We start from the raw sequence: 17,919 nt of genomic DNA, 5'->3' as shown, positions 1-17,919 counted from the left end.
TCATGGCTGAAAGCACAAACCGTAAAACCCTGATCGGAGCATTTGTTCTGGGTGGTGGCGCGCTGGCGCTGGCCGTGATCATGCTGTTTGGGCACATGCGCTTCTTCGCGCCCTCGCGCGAGGCTGTGGTAGTGTTCCAGAACTCCATTACCGGTCTGGCTGTGGGGGCGCCTGTCAATTTCCGGGGTGTTAAGGTGGGGTCTGTCAAAAGCATTACCCTGCGTTTTGACCCGCTGGACCGCAAGGCCTACATCCCGGTTGAGCTCACGCTGGAGCCGGACCAGATCCATATCGTGCGCGACGTGCCGGGTGGCACCAAGGTCAGCATGCAGGAGATGATTGCCAACGGCCTGCGGGCGGAACTCAATCTGCAGAGCTTTGTGACCGGGCAGTCCAATATCGAGCTGGATTTTGACAAATCCACACCCGCCATTCTGCATCCGCGCATTACAGGTGAGCTGGAAATCCCCGCCCGCCTGTCCACCATGGAAAAGCTGAAAGATACGCTGAGCGACCTGCCGGTAAAGGATATTGCCAGCCACGCCGATGCGACGCTCCTGTCCATCCGGACACTGAGCGACAAGATGAACACGGACCTGCCGCCGCTGATTGCCAGTGTAAAAGTCACCACGGATCGCTCGCATGACACTGTGCAGGCCGCGACTGACGCCATTCGGGACCTTCAGGCCAAGCTGGATGTTACGCTGCTGAAAATGGACAAGCTGCTGCAAACCAGTACGGAGCAGCTGACCAACCGGGGTGCGGATGTGCATACCACTCTGGTCTCCGCCACCAAGACGCTGGATACGCTCCAGACCATTCTTTCCCCGCGTTCCATTGACCGTGCCAATCTGGACGCCGCCCTGCGCGATATTGCCGCGGCTGCGGCCTCTCTGCGCGGGTTCTCCAGCGATGTTGAACGCAACCCGCAACTCCTGCTGATGGGACGCCGTCCATGATGCTCACCCTGCGTCGCCTCTCCTGCGTGGCCCTGCTTTCCGGCTGCACGCTGCTGACCTCCTGCGCTTCCCCGCCGCTGCGGCTTTACACGCTGGGGATGCCGTCTGATCAGGACGCACGGCAGCCGCATCTGTCCGCCCGTGCCACCACGATTGAAATCAGCCGCACGGTCATTCCGGATTATCTGGATTCGCAGGATATCGTGCTGCGGAACGGGGAAGAAATTGTGCGCAGCCCCAAATCCCGCTGGGCTACGCGGCTGTCTCTGGGCATTACGGATCTGATTACCAACCAGATTGCCGTCTCTCACCCCAATGAGCTGATTACCGACCAGCCGCTGGCCGATGCCGCAACGCTGCGTGTGCAGGTGAATATTTCGCGTCTGGATGTGGATGCCAACGGCTCAGCCGTAATGGACGCCAACTGGGCTGTCCTGCCACAGGACCCGAACAAACCGCTGATCCGGGACCGAGTACATCTGTCTGAAACCGGGGATGTCAGCACTGACGCCGCCATTGCCGCGCTGATGCGCAAGATGATTATCGAGCTGGCCAACCATGTGAACCAGTCGGTCCCGCCTCACGCCTGAACAGGCTGAGGGGGAACGCGGCGGATCAGGACGAAACCAGATCCGCCTTTTTCTTGCGACCGCCCGTTCGCACTGCACGGGCAGGAGCTACTTTAGCGGCCTTTGGTGCACGCGTTTCTGTTGGGCTGACACGCTCAGCGGAACGCTTACTGACACGGCTCACCTTGGCCTGTGCAGGAACTGACTTTTTCGCATCAGCGTCTTTTGTGGAAGCCGCTTTGCGGGCCTCAGACTGCCGTGCTTTTACCGCAGACCGACCAGCCTTTTTAACCGGTGCAGACTCCACCACCTTAGCGGCGGCTACTTTGGCCTTACTGCTTGCCGTGCGGGAGGCAGCTTTGGCTTTGCGGGGCGGTTTACTCTGAACAGCCGCATCCTGCTGCACAGAGGCAGGTTTATGTGCCGCAATCAGCTCGGCGATCAGCGCTTCATACTGTGCCAGATAGACTTTCATGCACAGCGTCTGCTCGGCCTCAGCCCGTGCCGCCTGCCGCATCTTTTTCGCCGTGCGGGTATCGTTCAGCAGTTCCAGAACACCCTCAGCAATTCGGTCCGGCTCTGTAAACGGCACCAGACGCCCCGTCACGCCATCTTCAAGAAATTCTTCAACCGGTGCTGTAGAGCTGCCCACAATGGCGCACCCGGCCGCCATGGCTTCACGCAGAGACCAGGAGGCGACGAACGGATAGGTCAGATAGACATGCGTATCAGACCGCTGGAGCAACCGCAGAAAGTCCTCATAGGCAACCTTGCCCACAAAATGGACACGCGAAAGATCAAGCTGCCCGGCCAGTTCTGCCAGCATCTTCTCCCGCCATGTGCCAGACGGCAGGCGTGCGCCATAGCTAACGCCATCCCCCCCGACCATGATCACGCGGGCATCAGGCTGTTCCTTAAGGATGCGCGGCAAGGCCCGCATGAAGACATGGAAGCCGCGATACGGCTCCAGATCCCGCGAGACATAAGTAATCAGCTTCTCTTTAGGAGAAACATGCACGTCCTTGATGCTGAATTTCCGGCGATGCGCCGTGGGGTCCGGGCAGCACAGGTCCAGATCCACCCCTTCCCGCAGCACAGTAATTTTGTGCTGCGCCCAGTCCGGGTAAGCCCCCTTCTGGAATTCCGTGGGGGTTTGCCCGTAACCGGGTGACGTCAGCGCCTGCAGGTTGATGGCGTTTTTAGCCCGCACCAGCGGCATCATGGCAGGATTTACGGGAAATTCCGGGTCAAACCCGATATCGAAGCCCGGCCCTGTATGATAGTAGAATTCAAAATAGCCCAGCACCGGCACGCCGGGGAACACGTCCTGAATATTCAGGAGTTCACCCCAGCCATGATGGCCGATGATGATATCCGGCTCAAACCCAAGCGTTTTGAGCGTGGTGGCCGCTTTTGCCACAGCATCGGCCCGCACCAGCCCCAGGTCGAATTCCCGCGCGCCCGGATGGGTCTGCTCCGTGGCATGACGGGGCATCCAGAATCATCAACTTGGGATCAGTAATCACGTCACGCGCAATCGCCAGACGGTGACCACCAGAAGTATTAGCAGGTCCTTCTTCAATGAGGGTCTCATAGCCAGCGGGCATACCTTCAATGAATTCTTTGGCATAGCCAAACAGCAGCACGCCCGACGTCATCAATCGTATAACCGGGGCGGCCCGCCGTAATATTGTCACGAATGTTACCATGGAACAGGAAATTATCTTGCAGAACCACACCGCAAGAACGCCACAGATGCGTGAGGTTAATTTCCCGCAGGTCAATCCTGTCCAGCTTCAAGTAGCCGGTGTACGATCAAATAACCCTCTGAAGCAGTCGGGCGATGGTGGACTTCCCGGAACCACTTTGCCCAACCAGTTCAAGCATGTTCCCCGCAGGTACCTCACAATTCACACCATTCAGAGCTTTGGAAGTCGAACCCGGATAGATGAAATCCATCCCAAACGACAGAGTCCCTTTGATCTGAGGTCTCATACCGGTTGTTAATGCCTTGGTTTCTGTCGGCTAATTCAGCACAGAAGCAGCTTCACTCAAAGACGTCGTCACTTCATTAAAATCGTCCAGAAGCTTTGCAAAACCAACCGGTGGCGCTGCACCCCCAGCATCATGAACGCTACGAGGCCATCGACAGCCAATGGACTAACCAGCACCAGATAGGCCCCGATCAGAATAATACCGCCGTTAATAAACAGATCGAGAGGCATCACCAGAGTTTGTGACCAGTTAGACATCCTCCTGACCACCAGTTTCCAGCGAATCACAAGAGCAGTTGCTTCACCCCGGACCTGCTTACGCATATTTTCCAGCGCCAGCGTCTTCAAGGTCCGGATTCCAGCAACCGTCTCATATAAAATCGCCCCGCGCTCACGCTCGGCCTGCATCTGCACCCCCATGCCATGCGCAACTGGCCCCATGAAGATCATGACGGTCAGGCCAATACAGCCAGCGGCAGCAACTGTCATCCACGCGAGGGTCGAGCTAAGATAGAACAAGAACGGCAGGATGGCGACGAGCGTAAACAGATCCAGAAAGGTCGACATAAGTTTGCCGGTCAGAAAATCGCGGACTTTATAAATAGCCATTACGCGACCAAGGATATTACCCGCCTGCTGACGTTCAAAATACTCCAGTGGCAAAGAAACCAGACGGCTGAAAACATGTAGGGAAATACGGGAATCAACACGGGTTGTCAGCACCATGGAGAGTTCCCGCCGCGCGTAGGACAGGAGCGCCTCATAGACTGAAAAAACGACAATAATTCCACTGATCGAAATCAGCGTGGACATGGACTTGTAACTCACCACCCGGTCAATGACCTGCATGACAATGAGGGACGGGAAAATCTGCAGAATACTGAGCGTCATCTTTCAGCAGAGTACGCAGCCAGACGATACCTTTATCGAGCTCAGCGCCCCCCACGACGGCCGCTGAGCCATCACGAAACATCAGAACGATCGGAGGCGAATGATAGCTGGGCTCAGGCGGGAGGCACTCTCATGGCCTGGTTCAGAAGAAGGGCCAGAAACATCAGGCACATGATCAGTCTGGTTCACGAACAACCCTTTTGGCAAAACCTTAATACGCGGTCCGAACGCCTTAGATCGCCAGCTCCCGGACAAAAGCCCTTATGACAGGGTGTGGGGACGACCTCAAAGTGTTTCTCGGTCTTCATCCCGCCATCCTGTGTTATTTTTTCAACAAAGACAGGAAAAACGGCTGGAAACTGCCTCCAGCCCATAAAGAGAAAAAACCAAGGGGTCAGACTGGAGCGCCTGCATCAAACCCGCCCTGTCCTGCGGGAGACAAATCAGGCAAAGCGTCTGAAAAAAAACACATTTCCCGCGCGCCCGCTCCTGAATCAGGCTGATCAGAAAGCGTCCCAGCTGCCCGCCTCCCTGACAGCAGGCACAGCTGCCCCCATGGTCTGCACCGTGGGTCGGCAGGCTCCATGTCCGCACAGCACCCCATCCGGCCTGCTGCGCTGTGGAGGGCTGAACACCAAGAAAGACCGCCAGACTGCCGGACTGTGCCTGTCCCTCCACGTCCTCCACGGACACGAGTTGCAACCGTATGCGCCGGTCCTCCGGCCCTTTCCAGAGCAGAGGACTGGTAGACACAGATGCCGCTCTCTGGAATAACACTCTACCCTCCGGACCGGCGTCCGACCGAGGCTCTTCTTCCCGTTTTTTGTGATTTATGGGTGCCATGTCTTCTCGTCTTCCGCTTCTCGATGCTCTGCGCAATCAGGTCCTGCTGTGTGACGGAGGGATGGGTTCACGCATCCAGATGCTCGATCTGGATCTGAAACGGGATTACTGGGGGCAGGAAAACTGCACGGAAATCCTGACACTCTCGCGCCCTGAACTGATCCGGGAAATCCACCGTGGCTATTATGAAGCCGGGGCAGACATGGTGGAAACCAACACGTTTGGTGGCTCTCCGATCACTCTGAGCGAATTTGATCTGGCTGACAAGACACGTGAGATCAACCGCAACTCCGCCATTCTGGCGCGGGAAGCTGCGGAAAGCTTTGCCGATGGCCGCACCCGCTATGTGGTGGGCTCCGTCGGGCCGGGCACCAAGCTGCCGTCTCTGGGCAATGTGGATTATGACACGCTGGAAGCCGCTCTTGCCGAGCAGGGACGCGGGCTGATTGAAGGCGGCGTGGACGCCATCCTGATTGAAACTTGTCAGGACACGTTGCAGATCAAGGCAGCCGTCAACGGCATGAAAATCGCCCGCGCGGAAATGGGCACAACCACGCCAATTTTTGTGCAGGTGACGGTCGAGACCACCGGCACGCTGCTGGTCGGCCCGGATATTGCTGCTGCGGCCACCGTCATCCACAGCCTTGATGTGGACCTGATGGGCCTGAACTGCGCTACCGGCCCGCAGGAAATGGCGGAGCATGTTCGCTGGCTGTCTGAAAACTGGCCGCGCCTGATTTCCGTGCAGCCCAACGCGGGCCTGCCGGAACTGGTGGACGGACAGACCCGCTACCCCCTCTCCCCTGAAGACATGGCCACATGGGTCGAGCGCTTTATTGTGGAAGATGGGCTGAACATGGTGGGCGGCTGCTGTGGCACTTCCACCCCGCATATTGCAGCGCTCGACGCCATGCTGCGTCGCCGTGCGGAAGGCACCGGCCAGCATCGCCCGGCCCCTGTGCCCAAAAAATCCGTGTGGGTTCCGTCTGTTGCCAGCCTGTATTCTCAGGTGCCGCTGCGGCAGGAAAACGCCTATTTCTCTATTGGCGAACGCTGCAACGCCAACGGCTCCAAAAAATGGCGCGAACTGCAGGAAGCCCATGACTGGGATGGCTGCGTGGCCCTCGGCCGTGAGCAGGCCAAGGAAGGCTCCAACGCGCTGGACATCTGCACCGCCTTTGTCGGCCGGAACGAGCGGGCAGAGATGGATGAAGTCATCAAACGCTTCACCTCCTCCGTCAACGCACCGCTGGTGATTGATTCCACCGAAACCCCGGTGATTGAAGCAGCCCTGAAGCTGCATGGCGGCAAGCCCATCATCAACTCCATCAACTTTGAAGATGGCGAAGGCCCGGCCACGGACCGCATGCGTCTGGCCCGCAAGTTTGGCGCGGCCGTCGTGGCGCTGACGATTGATGAAGTCGGCATGGCCCGCCGTCCGGAAGACAAGCTGCGCATTGCCACGCGTCTGGTTGAGTTTGCCTGCGAGAAATACGGTCTGCCGCAGTCGGACCTGATGATTGACCCGCTGACCTTCACCATCGCCACGGGTGCTGAAGATGACCGCAAGCTGGGCCAGTGGACGCTGGAAGGCATCCGCATGATCCGCGAGGCCTTCCCGGATATTCAGATTGTGCTGGGTCTGTCCAACATCTCCTTCGGGCTGAACCCGGCGGCCCGTGCGGTGCTGAACTCGGTCTATCTCGACCATGCTGTAAAGGCTGGCATGACCGCCGCCATTGTGCATGTATCCAAAATCCGCCCGCTGCACATGATTGCCCCGGAAGAAGTGAAGGTTGCGGAAGACCTGATCTTTGACCGCCGGACGGAAGATTATGACCCGCTGCAAAAGCTGCTGGCCCTGTTTGCCGACCGTAAAGCGTCTGAAGCCGTTAAGCGCAAACGCGCAGAAACCGTGGAAGAACGCCTGCGCGACCGCATTGTAGACGGGGACCGCAAGGGGCTGGAAATCGATCTTGATGAAGCGATGGCCAAAATGCCGCCGCTCGAAATCATCAACACCGTTCTGCTGGATGGCATGAAGGTGGTGGGCGAGCTGTTTGGCTCCGGCAAAATGCAGCTCCCGTTCGTGCTGCAATCGGCTGAGACCATGAAAGCCGCCGTGGCCCATCTGGAGCCCCACATGGAGCGCACCGAAGGCCAGCATCGCGGCACCATGGTGCTCGCCACCGTCAAAGGGGACGTGCATGACATCGGCAAAAATCTGGTTGATATCATCCTGACCAACAACGGCTATCGCGTGATTAATCTCGGCATCAAGGTGCCGGTAGCGGACATGATTGAAGCCGCCCGCACGGAAAAGGCCGATGCCATTGGCATGTCCGGCCTGCTGGTGAAATCCACCGTCATCATGCGCGAAAATCTGGAAGAGATTTCCCGCGCCGGGCTGGATGTACCGGTGTTGCTGGGCGGTGCGGCCCTGACCCGCAATTACGTGGAAGAAGACTGCGTAGCCGCCTACGCTCCCACCGGGCGCGTGGCCTATGCGCGCGATGCGTTTGACGGCCTGACCCTCATGGATCAGATCGCGCAGAAAGGCTTTGACGATTATCTGGCCGCTGTCGGCAAAAAGCGCGAGGGCAAGGCTACGCGCCGTAACGCCCGTGCGCCGGAGCAGGCAGAAACACGCGGCTTTACGCCCATCGACCCCGCAGCCGCCCGCGCCCGGCGCGAACGGATAACGGCGGATGAACCCCGGCTGACCCCGCCTTTCTGGGGCCCGCGCGTGCTGACCGCCACGCCGGAAGCCATTCTGCCGTTCCTGAATGAGCGCGCGCTGTATCAGTTCCAGTGGGGCTTCCGGAAACAGGGCCGCTCGCTGGATGAGTTCCTGAAATGGGCCAAACAGGACCTGCGCCCCATTCTGCGCCGGATGCTGGACCTTTCCGCCAAGGAAAACATCCTGTCCCCGCAGGCCTCCTATGGATACTGGAAAGCCGCCGGTGACGGGAATGACCTCGTGCTGTTTGAAGAAGATGGCACGACGGAAGCCGCCCGCTTCACCCTGCCCCGCCAGCCGCGTGAAGATGGTGAGTGCATCGCCGACTTCGTGCGCGATATCAACGACGCTGAGCGTGATGTCGTCGGCTTGCAGGTGGTCACGGTAGGCCAGAAGGCGTCCGACATTGCGCGCGACTGGTTTGAAGAAAACCGCTATCAGGATTATCTCTACCTGCACGGCCTCTCGGTCGAGATGGCGGAAGCCATGGCGGAATACACCCACAAGCGCATTCGCTCGGAACTGGGTTTTGCAGCGGATGATGCGCGGGACATGGATACGCTACTCCAGCAGGGCTATCGCGGGTCTCGCTATTCCTTCGGCTATCCGGCCTGCCCCCGGCTGGAAGACCAGCACCCGATCCTGAAGTTACTGGATGCAGAGCGGATTGGAGTGTCGCTTACGGATGGGGATCAGCTCCACCCGGAACAATCCACCTCCGCTCTTGTTATCCTTAACAAACATGCGAAATACTTCACTATCTGAGACCTGCCCGGGTCTGTCACCCCTCTCTGGTCAGGGGTAAACCGGGCACCCCGGTCCTGACCTCTGCACCAGAAGGGAACTGCCACCTTGGAACTGCTGACACTTGTTGATCTTGCCGGAAGCGTCGCCCTGCTGCTGTGGGGCGTGCATATGGTGCAGACCGGTGTGCAGCGGGCCTGTGGCGCACGGCTGAACAGCCTGCTCTCCCGTATGCTGGGCAACCGGTTTCAGGCTTTCCTGACCGGCCTTGGCATTACCGCTGTCCTCCAGTCTTCCACCGCAACCGGGTTGATGATTACCGGTCTGGCCGCCCGTGGGCAGCTGGAACTGGCCCCGGCACTGGCTGTCATGCTGGGAGCCAATGTCGGCACTACGCTGATTGTTCAGCTGCTCTCTTTTGATGTCGCCGCGATTGCTCCTGTTTTTGTGCTGACCGGCGTCATGCTGTTCCGACGCGGGCAAGGCACATGGCGGGATTCCGGGCGCGTCTTCATCGGTCTGGGGCTGATCCTCATCTCCCTGCGGCAGTTCCTCGTGCTGCTTGGCCCCTATACACACAGGCCGGAACTGACAGCCGTGCTCGGCGCCATGAGCTCGCACGATCTGGCGGCCGTGCTGCTGGGCGCAGTGATTACATGGATCAGCCACTCCTCCGTGGCCACGGTCATGCTTATCACCACCTTTGCCACCAGCGGCACCATTCCGGTGGAAACTGCACTGGCACTGGTGCTGGGGGCCAATATCGGCACGTCCATCAACCCCGTGGTAGAAGGCAGCCGGACAGATCTGACCGCCCGCCGCATTTCCATGGGCAACCTGCTGGTGCGCGTGGTGGGGGCTGGCCTGCTGTTGCCTGGCCTGCCCTGGCTGAGTGCGATCGTCGCCCGGATAGAACCGGATGCTGCCCGTCAGGTGGCGGATTTCCATACGCTGTTCAACATCCTGCTGGCTCTGCTGATGATCCCGCTGCTCAACAGCTACGCCCGCCTGATGATGCGGCTGATCCCCACCCCACCGCAGACAGCCCAGCAAACGCCCGGCACCCCGCTCTATCTGGACCGGCTGCTGCTGGATAAAGCGCCTCAGCTTGCCGTGGGCAGCGCCACGCGGGAGGCCATGCGGCTGTGTGACCTGCTGGCCTCCATGCTCCATGCCATGCGGGATGGCCTGACCTCGTCCGACCCGGCCCGCGCCGGAGCCGCCCGCCCGCTGGGTAACGCCATGGAAGATCTGGGCAACGCCATCCGCTCCTATCTGGCCGGACTGGACCCGGAGACCGCCAACCAGCGGGAAATGGATCGGGCTGAGGATATTCTGGCGTTTACAACCCAGCTCCTGCACGCTGAGGATATTGTGGAGCGCAGCCTTGTGCCCATGGTGCAGAAAATGGCCCGCCAGCGCCTGCACCTTTCGCAGGACCTGCTGGCCCCGGTGCTGACTATGGCAACCCAGCTGACCACCAACCTGAATGTCTGCGCCACCGTGCTGCTGGGCACAGAGCGTGGCATGCCTAATCCGCTAAACGGGCAGAAGGACTTTTTCCGCACTCTGGAAATTGAAGCCACCACCGCCTATTTCGAGCGCCTGCGCAAACAGACCTCTGACGCCTCCTCCCCCACAGAGAGCCATGACATCTCGCTACAGGATGAAGAAGTGACGTATCAGCTCACCCTGCTGCGCGACCTGCGGCGCGTGAACACACATATTGTCGCGGCCTCCACCTACCCCATGACACCGGGCGAGGATGAGCTGTTTGTGCAAGGGCCGGCCGAGCAGCCAGCAACACAGGCGGCTTTGCCAGACCACGCCTCACCCAATCCCCCGCAGGACGGTTGACCAGCCTCCCCTGTCCCGCCCATCATTACAGAATGCCGCACGTGTCCGATCCTAAAGCTCGTCCCACCCTTGCGTCCGGGCAACCGTCTGCCCCGGCAGGACCCCGTGCGGCTACCGCAGAGACCGCCCCCGCGTCAGAGGACCGGACTGTCATCAAGCGGCTCGGTCAGACGATGGGGCAGCATGCCACGGCCTGCACGGCAGCTTTTATTGCCGAAAACCACTCTGATATTATCCGGGAAAGTGCTGCCTTCATGCGCAGTCTGGAAGCCATCTGGACGGAAGAAGGGGTTGACCCCACTGATGTGTGGACCGAACTGCTCCGCCGGATTGAGGTGGGCGACCTCTTCCTGCGCCTCAATCAACCGCCGCACCGCAAGAAACTGAACGGCAAAGCTGTCCGCCCCTGGCGGATTTCCACCAGCAAGCTCCCCTGAGAGACGTTTGCCCCCATGGCCGCCATCGACATTCTTTCTCTTGTAATTGTGGGGGTTTCCGCCCTGCATGGTCTGTGGCGCGGCTTTACGCGGCAGGCGCTGGGCCTTGGCGGCTGGATTCTGGCCATTCTGCTGGCCTGCCGTTTTTATCCAGTGCTGATTCCGTGGACGACCCCGTACCTGTCCAACCCTCTGGCCGCCCATGTCGCCGCGTTCGTCATCCTGCTCCTTGGGCTGCTGATTGCCGCAACCCTGTTCTCTGCCTTTGTCGTCCGGCTGGTGCATCTGACGGCGCTGGGCGGTCTGGACCGCACGCTGGGGTGTGGCTTTGGGGTCATACGTGGCGGGTTACTTGTTGTGCTGCTTTTTATGGCCGCCCAGTGGTTCATGATGCCCGAAGATATGGCCAGCCTTGAAGCAAATGGGAGACTGACCCCTTATATTCGTCTCGGCGCAGCCTATATCCAACCATTCCTGCCGGTTTTCAGTGCGAAAGGGGTTGCACCGAATCTCTCCACGGGTCATGACGCCACCTTGTGATCTCTTGCGGCCCTATGCCGGCTACTTGCGGAGGCCCTGCGCACCGATGCTCTCCCACCCGACACTTCCTGAAGCACCTGCGGGTGCCTCCTGCCATGATGACGACCATCCGCATGAAGAATGCGCCGTCTTTGGTATCTGGAACGCCAAAGATGCTGCCGCCCTGACAGCCCTTGGCCTGCACGCCCTCCAACACCGGGGGCAGGAAGCCGCCGGCATTGTCTCCTACGATGGCCGCTTCCATTCCCACCGCGGACTGGGACTGGTTGGCGATGTGTTTAATGACCCGCGCGTGATGGCGACCCTGAAAGGGGACCGCGCCATTGGCCATAACCGTTACGCCACGACGGGCGCGACGCTGCTGCGCAACGTGCAGCCGCTGTTTGCCGAGTTCGCCTTTGGCGGGCTGGCCGTGGCCCATAACGGTAACCTGACCAATTCTGATTCCCTGCGTCAGGAACTCATCCGCCGCGGCTGCCTCTTCCAGTCCACCATGGACACGGAAGTGTTTGTCCACCTGATTGCCATCTCCCTCTACGCGACTGTGGAAGACCGCCTGATTGACGCGCTCAAGCGCGTAACGGGTGCCTATTCTCTGGTGGTGCTCTCTCAGGATGCCCTCATGGGCGTGCGTGACCCCATGGGTGTGCGTCCGCTGGTGCTGGGCCGCCTGCCGGGTGAAGACGGCAAGGAAGGCAGCTGGGTTCTGGCGTCTGAAACCTGTGGCCTCGACATTATCGGCGCTGAGTTTGTGCGTGATGTGGAAGCGGGCGAGCTGGTCATTATCGACGATAACGGCATCCGCTCTCTGCGCCCGTTTGGCGATACCAAGCCGCATTTCTGCGTGTTTGAATATATCTACTTCGCCCGTCCGGACTCCGTGCTGGAAGGCCTGCCCGTTTATGCCGTGCGTAAGCAGATCGGTAAGGAACTGGCGCAGGAAAGCGGTGTGGACGCCGATGTGGTGGTGCCGGTGCCGGACTCCGGCGTGCCGTCTGCCATGGGGTATGCAGAAGCCAGCGGCATTCCGTTCGAGCTGGGCATTATCCGCAACCATTATGTGGGCCGTACCTTCATTGAACCCACGGACCAGATCCGTAATCTGGGCGTGAAGATGAAGCACTCCACCAACCGCCCGGCGCTGGATGGCAAACGGGTGATTCTGGTGGACGACTCCATTGTTCGTGGCACGACCTCCCGCAAGATTGTGGACATGGTGCGTGCTGCCGGGGCCAAGGAAGTGCATATGCGCATCTCCTCCCCGCCCACCAAGCATTCCTGCTTCTATGGCATCGACACGCCTGAGCGCAGCCACCTGCTGGCCGCCCAGCACGACCTTGCCACCATGGCGGAACTGATTGGTGTGGATAGTCTGGCCTTTATCTCGCTGGAAGGTCTCTACCGCGCCATGGGCCATGAAAGCCACGGTGCCTACCGTGAGCGCTATTGTGATGCCTGCTTTACCGGGGACTACCCCATTCCCCTGATCGACCATGATCGGGAATTCGGCCCCGATTCAGCCTGAGGCTGAACTGAGACCAAAAAAGGCGGCCCGGAATGGGGCCGCCTTTTTTATTGTCCGGAGTTTGCGGAAAAGACCCAGTTTTTATTTCCGATGATGAGACGCAGAACCGGAAGCCCCGGCGTCCGTCATCTGGGCGTCCGGCACCGGCGGCATCATCCGCAGTTGCGCTGCGGCCTGATCGGCCAGCTGGCCAAGAAGCTGACTAAGGGCCTGCACCATCGCCATCGTGCCGGAGGAGACCGCAGGCGCCTGCACCAACACCCGCTGCATATAGAACTGCCCGCTGGTATCCGGGGCACCCGCCTGCGCGGCCTTGACGGACAGCGCCGCCTCAATCTGCACCGCACCGGACGGACCGGTAGAGAACCGCGTTACAGAGAGCTCCACATAGGCCTGTGGCTCAGTGGAGACCGCATCATTTTCCGCAAACACGCTGGTGCCCGGCAGGCGCTGTGCCAGATCCCCCGCAAGGGCGCGGCTAATCTGCCCGGCCAGCGAGTCACCCCATGCATCATTGGCAGCAACCGTCAGCTTGTAGCCGGTGTCTGCCGTGACAATACGGTCCCGATCCAGCCCGGAAGCAATGGTGGGCTGACGCACCTCCACAAAGCGCGGACCACCCGGCGCAGGCTGCCCCGGCACGACAGAGAGCGTGTAGAGCGTCGGCCCCGCCCCGCTGGAGCAGGCCGTGAGCGTCGTTGCCATCACACCCAGTCCGGCAGCCCCCAGCAGCAGGCTACGACGGGGGAGAGGAGCCTGAAGGCGGCGTGAGGAAGAAGAGTGCGTCATGCTTTACCGTCCCGATATCAGCGCAGTGGGGTGGTTGGTCAGGAATTCAGACAGGAACCGCAGAGACCGCGCGGCCTGCCCAAGCTGGATGACCATGGCCTGAAGATTGCGATGGAAATCACTGTTCCCGCCATAGCCCGCCAGCAGATGGTTGGCATTCTGCAGGGTCTGATCAAGCTGGTTGGTCATTTCCGGCAGACGTTGCATCAGCGGACCCATCCCACTCCGCAGCTGGGTGCTCATGACCTGAAGATTCTTCAGAGACTCTTTCAGGCTGGAGAGCGACTGCTTCACATCCGGGCTGGTCAACGTCTTGTCCGCATTGGCCAGCAGGTTGTTGGCGTTCACCCCAATCTGTTCAAACGGCATATCGGCCAGACGGGCTGCGACGGTTGAGAGGGAATCCATAATCCCGCTCATGCCCCCCGCCTGACTGGGGATAACCAGCGTCGGCCCTTCCATAGTTGTGGTGGCGGGCGGCGGGTTCTTCACAAAGTTCAGCGAGATCATGGTCTCGCCCGTCAGCAGACTGGCGCTGTCGGTCGAGGCGCGCAGACCGTTAGCCACCAGCGTCTTGAACATGTCTGTCAGCGCACCGTGGCGAATTTCATTTGCAGCCAGCACGCGCTCCGGCTGGATCTGCATGCCAATGCGCACGCGCGGATGCCCGGCTTTCTGGTCCAGATCCAGCTTCACGCTGGTCACGCTGCCAATCTGAATCCCGAACATGGTGACCTGACTGCCCGGAGCCAGACCCTTGACGGAAGACGTCACATACGTCGCCAGCGGCACGCGCTCGTGATAGCCAGCGCTCTCGGCGTCTGCCTGACTGTCATACAGTTTGAAGACGGTATCCGCCGGGGCTTCATCGTGCGGCGTTCTGTCCTTATCCCGCGGCAGGCCAAAGGCCACGCCACCGGAGAACAGGGCCTGCAGAGACTGCATCTGCACCTTCAGCCCACCGGCCCCAAACCCAACCTGCACGCCGGAGACGTTCCAGAACCGGGTATCCGGATACAGGTAATGGTCATACGGCTCCCGCACAAAAAGCTGGATGAGGATCGGCCCGCGACCGCCCGGCGGCATGGTGTAACCCAGCACTTCCCCCACATCCACATCTCGGAAGAAGACGGGCGCGCCCTGCCCGATAGAACCGATGGTGGGCGTAATAAGGGTATAAGTCCGTCCCGGCTGGTCAGACCGGACACCCGGAGGGGCTTCCAGACCACGGAATTCAGTCTTGCGCTGGGCTGTGGTCGGGTCACTCCCTTCCAGACCGGGGTCAAACGCAATATATGCGCCGGACATCAGGGTTTCGAGCCCGGTGATGCTGGCGCCGTTAATGCGCGGACGCACCACCCAGAAGCGGGCTTTATCCGTCAGCATGGGGCCGGACCCGGCATTCATGCGAATGCGCACGTTCACATGCCGCAGGTCATCCGTCAGAGAAATGCCTTCCACCGTGCCCAGCACCACGGCCTTGTTCTTCACCTGCGTCTGGCCACTTGTCAGGCCATCGGCGGTGTCAAACACCACGGTGATTTCCGGCCCGTTATTGGCAAAGCTCTTCCAGATCAGAAAACCCGCAATCAGCACTGAGAGGACGGGAATAATCCAGATGATGGAAAACCGGATACGACGCACGACAGCATCTGGCATTGTGCTGTCATTTTCGTCGGGTGACTGATAATGATTCTGTCCGTTCACGCCCTGTCCGGCTCCATGTTATCCTGATACGCACTGGCCTGCACGGCCGTGTGACCACGCCGCCGACCCCTGCCAGCGGTGCGGGCATAAGCCGCATCACCATTTTTACCTGCGGCATCCCACATCAGACGCGGGTCAAATGTGTGGACCGCAAAAATTGTCAGCACCACAACAGCGGCAAAACACACCATACCACCGTTGGCTGTAATACTTGCCATATGGTTGAAACGCACCATTGCGACAAGAATAGAGACCATAAATACGTCAATCATCGACCACCGGCCAATAATATCAATAATACGATACACTTTGGACCTGAACGGCAGATGCCTGTGCGACTTCCGCCGCGTGGTCTCTACCATGTAAGACAGGCCAATTACCTTAAGCACCGGCACCGTCACACTGGCAAAGATGACAAGCAGGGAAAGCGGGATCATCCCATCCACCCACAGCTCTATTGCGCCTTCCACAATGGTATGGCCAGTCCCGGCCCCCATGCGGATCACGGTCATAACCGGGTAAATATTGGCCGGCAGATAAAATACAATAGCCGAAACCAGCAGAGCCACGGTGCGGCTCATGCTGTTAGCCTTGCGATGCCGCACCACGTGCCCACAACGCGGGCAATAGCCGGAGGGCTCCGTGGGGCGGACCGGGTGATCAAACTCCAGCACCAGCCCGCAGGACAGGCAGGAGACACGGTTGGCAGAAGGCAGCAGCGGATCATCCTCGCCCACAGCCACAAAAGTAAGGGGCACGCGGGGGCCACGCATGGGGCGCATGAAAGAATCAATCTTGCGGTGCCGCCAGATAATTTCCGTATCCAGCGTGGCGTCTGTCGCAGCCATGGAGACCATCAGCCCGGCCACCAGATAAACGGCGGCTCCTACCTCCACAAACGCCAGATCCACCAGCTTGGTGTAGGCCACAAACACGCCCAGAATATACACTTCCACCATGGACCAGGGGCGCAGCGCCTCATACCACTTCATCAGATGCGGCACCCAGGCGGGCAGGCTGGGGCGGAGGGCCGCGGTCAGGATCATGCCCATCATGGCAATGACGATACCGGGGGCCAGAATGGTCGCAATAGCCACCAGCACACCCACTTCACCCCAGCCTTCATGCAGGAGTTCAATCGGCCCCGTTAGAATATCCACCGTGCGCTGCCGCCCATACAGATCGAGCATCATGAGGGTGGAAAACAGCATGGCCACATACAGGGCCGCCGAGGTGATGCAGAACGCCAGAGGTGTTGCAATCGGCGCAGTCTTGTTCCGCCGGTCGAGCGACTGGTTACAGCGCGGGCAACGCGCCTGCGTCCCGGGCTTTAGCTCGGGGAGTTTCTGGACAAGCCCGCAACACGGACACTCCATAACACCTTCAAGAACCTGAACGTGCCGGGTGTTATCCACCGATGTATCCTGAACAGGCATCACGGCTTCACGCATCAGGGCGGTAAATTGCGACACGCTCATAAGAGTGATCTTAGAACGAAAAAATCCTGAGCGTAATAGTCATGTCATAAGATTGCAGCCATGCGGGGGTGGCACGGACCATGCCAGCGTGCAAAATATCTTCTGATTTCCGCATCTTCCCCCGTTGCGTTTCCTGAAGTGCTATGATACTCAGCCCCTCGAAAGTGAGTATGCCCGCTTAGCTCAGTTGGTAGAGCACGTCATTCGTAATGATGGGGCCGGTGGTTCGAATCCTCCAGCGGGCACCACTTTCGGTTTTCCCTTTCAAAATTTACAGTCCTAAGTGCCCTGTGCAACGTTGCGCAGGAAAGTAAAGCGGCTGCGTTGCGCACGTCACACTGTCAGCGTCAGCGTCAGCGTCAAAAAACTACGCTTTAAGGCGACGTCGTATCCAGTTTTCCAGCCGGAAACCGCACAACGGCGGTATGGTCCGGCATCAGTTGAATGTCCGTCCAAGGTAAGGACGCTACTGCCTCACAAACTGCATCTGGTCCCGGCTGCACGTTAATCTCATACTGTTTCCACATCGCTAACCGCAATGCGCGATAGGATCTGTCTTTCAAAGCAGGAACAGTCTGGTTATCCCCGCACGCATACACAGTGGCTGCGCCCGTCGCTTCGATACGATTTTTAAGGTAATATTCGTACTCGGAAACTTTTGTGGAGTGCTGGATGGTTTCCGACCATATCAACACCCCGCTGCCAATAATGGGCACGGCCCCCAAAAAGGCGACTGACCTTTTCATTCTGGTATCAGGTCCCTCTGCCCTGATGAACACAGAAAACGCCCCGATAAAAAAGCACCAGATCCAATACGTTGAGAGCCCTTTTGGAAATTCACGGATG

The 17,919-nt window shown here is 59.4% G+C and carries 12 protein-coding genes, 1 tRNA gene and 1 pseudogene; 8 read left to right on the top strand and 6 right to left on the bottom strand.

Going from position 1 to position 17,919, the window contains the following annotated elements:
* Positions 1-2 precede the first annotated feature (2 nt).
* Both AD928_RS07090 and AD928_RS07085 read left to right on the top strand, forming a co-directional pair.
* On the top strand, positions 3-959 hold the full coding sequence (locus AD928_RS07090) for an MlaD family protein (RefSeq protein ID WP_062249414.1): 957 nt from the start codon (positions 3-5) through the stop codon (positions 957-959).
* Positions 956-1,549: a PqiC family protein gene (locus AD928_RS07085; RefSeq protein WP_062249413.1), complete on the top strand. Its 594-nt coding sequence runs from the start codon at positions 956-958 to the stop codon at positions 1,547-1,549. The genes AD928_RS07090 and AD928_RS07085 overlap by 4 nt, the downstream gene beginning before the upstream one ends.
* A gap of 25 nt (positions 1,550-1,574) precedes the next feature.
* On the opposite strand, the gene AD928_RS07080 is transcribed toward AD928_RS07085, so the two are convergent.
* Complete coding sequence (locus AD928_RS07080) at positions 1,575-3,023, bottom strand: glycosyltransferase (protein WP_082779798.1); 1,449 nt, start codon at positions 3,021-3,023, stop codon at positions 1,575-1,577.
* Positions 2,983-4,516: pseudogene (locus AD928_RS14465) on the bottom strand (peptidase domain-containing ABC transporter); the annotation flags it as partial. The pseudogene AD928_RS14465 and the gene AD928_RS07080, both read right to left, overlap by 41 nt.
* Positions 4,517-5,254: 738 nt before the next feature.
* Here AD928_RS14465 and metH point away from each other — a divergent pair.
* The 5 genes from metH (at position 5,255) to purF (ending at position 13,099) form a co-directional block, all read left to right on the top strand.
* Positions 5,255-8,761, top strand: coding sequence for a methionine synthase (metH, locus tag AD928_RS07055; RefSeq protein ID WP_062249448.1), 3,507 nt, complete (start codon positions 5,255-5,257; stop codon positions 8,759-8,761).
* 87 nt (positions 8,762-8,848) lie between these two features.
* Positions 8,849-10,597 carry a Na/Pi cotransporter family protein gene (locus AD928_RS07050; RefSeq protein ID WP_052403636.1) on the top strand — a complete coding sequence of 583 codons (1,749 nt, stop codon included), beginning with the start codon at positions 8,849-8,851 and terminating at the stop codon, positions 10,595-10,597.
* Between the two features lie 32 nt (positions 10,598-10,629).
* Positions 10,630-11,034, top strand: coding sequence for a hypothetical protein (locus tag AD928_RS14765; protein ID WP_082779797.1), 405 nt, complete (start codon positions 10,630-10,632; stop codon positions 11,032-11,034).
* A 15-nt stretch (positions 11,035-11,049) separates the two neighbouring features.
* Positions 11,050-11,574 (top strand): CvpA family protein, encoded by a 525-nt coding sequence (locus AD928_RS07040; protein ID WP_062249407.1) that lies wholly within the window; start codon positions 11,050-11,052, stop codon positions 11,572-11,574.
* A gap of 46 nt (positions 11,575-11,620) precedes the next feature.
* On the top strand, positions 11,621-13,099 hold the full coding sequence (purF, locus tag AD928_RS07035) for an amidophosphoribosyltransferase (protein ID WP_062249405.1): 1,479 nt from the start codon (positions 11,621-11,623) through the stop codon (positions 13,097-13,099).
* An 81-nt stretch (positions 13,100-13,180) separates the two neighbouring features.
* Here the strand turns inward: purF and AD928_RS07030 are convergent, their stop codons facing one another.
* From AD928_RS07030 to AD928_RS07020, 3 genes are read right to left on the bottom strand one after another with little or no spacing between them, the layout of a single operon-like run.
* Positions 13,181-13,888 carry a PqiC family protein gene (locus AD928_RS07030; protein ID WP_062249403.1) on the bottom strand — a complete coding sequence of 236 codons (708 nt, stop codon included), beginning with the start codon at positions 13,886-13,888 and terminating at the stop codon, positions 13,181-13,183.
* Positions 13,889-13,891: 3 nt separating this feature from the next.
* The gene (locus AD928_RS07025) at positions 13,892-15,595 is read right to left on the bottom strand and encodes a PqiB family protein (RefSeq protein WP_197459237.1); all 1,704 of its coding nucleotides are present in this window, start codon (positions 15,593-15,595) and stop codon (positions 13,892-13,894) included.
* Positions 15,592-17,073: a paraquat-inducible protein A gene (locus AD928_RS07020; RefSeq protein WP_062249401.1), complete on the bottom strand. Its 1,482-nt coding sequence runs from the start codon at positions 17,071-17,073 to the stop codon at positions 15,592-15,594. Before AD928_RS07020 ends, AD928_RS07025 begins: the two co-directional genes overlap by 4 nt.
* A 172-nt stretch (positions 17,074-17,245) precedes the next feature.
* Between AD928_RS07020 and AD928_RS07015 the strand changes: the two genes are divergently transcribed.
* Positions 17,246-17,321: transfer RNA gene (locus AD928_RS07015), tRNA-Thr, on the top strand.
* A 126-nt stretch (positions 17,322-17,447) separates the two neighbouring features.
* Here the strand turns inward: AD928_RS07015 and AD928_RS07010 are convergent.
* On the bottom strand, positions 17,448-17,819 hold the full coding sequence (locus AD928_RS07010) for a hypothetical protein (RefSeq protein WP_156470135.1): 372 nt from the start codon (positions 17,817-17,819) through the stop codon (positions 17,448-17,450).
* Positions 17,820-17,919: the final 100 nt, after the last annotated feature.

The sequence above is a fragment of the Acetobacter cerevisiae genome, assembly GCF_001580535.1.
GTDB lineage: Bacteria > Pseudomonadota > Alphaproteobacteria > Acetobacterales > Acetobacteraceae > Acetobacter > Acetobacter cerevisiae.
The sequence above is the reverse complement of the archived record's forward strand: the minus strand, read 5'-3'. Positions and strand labels throughout refer to the sequence as shown.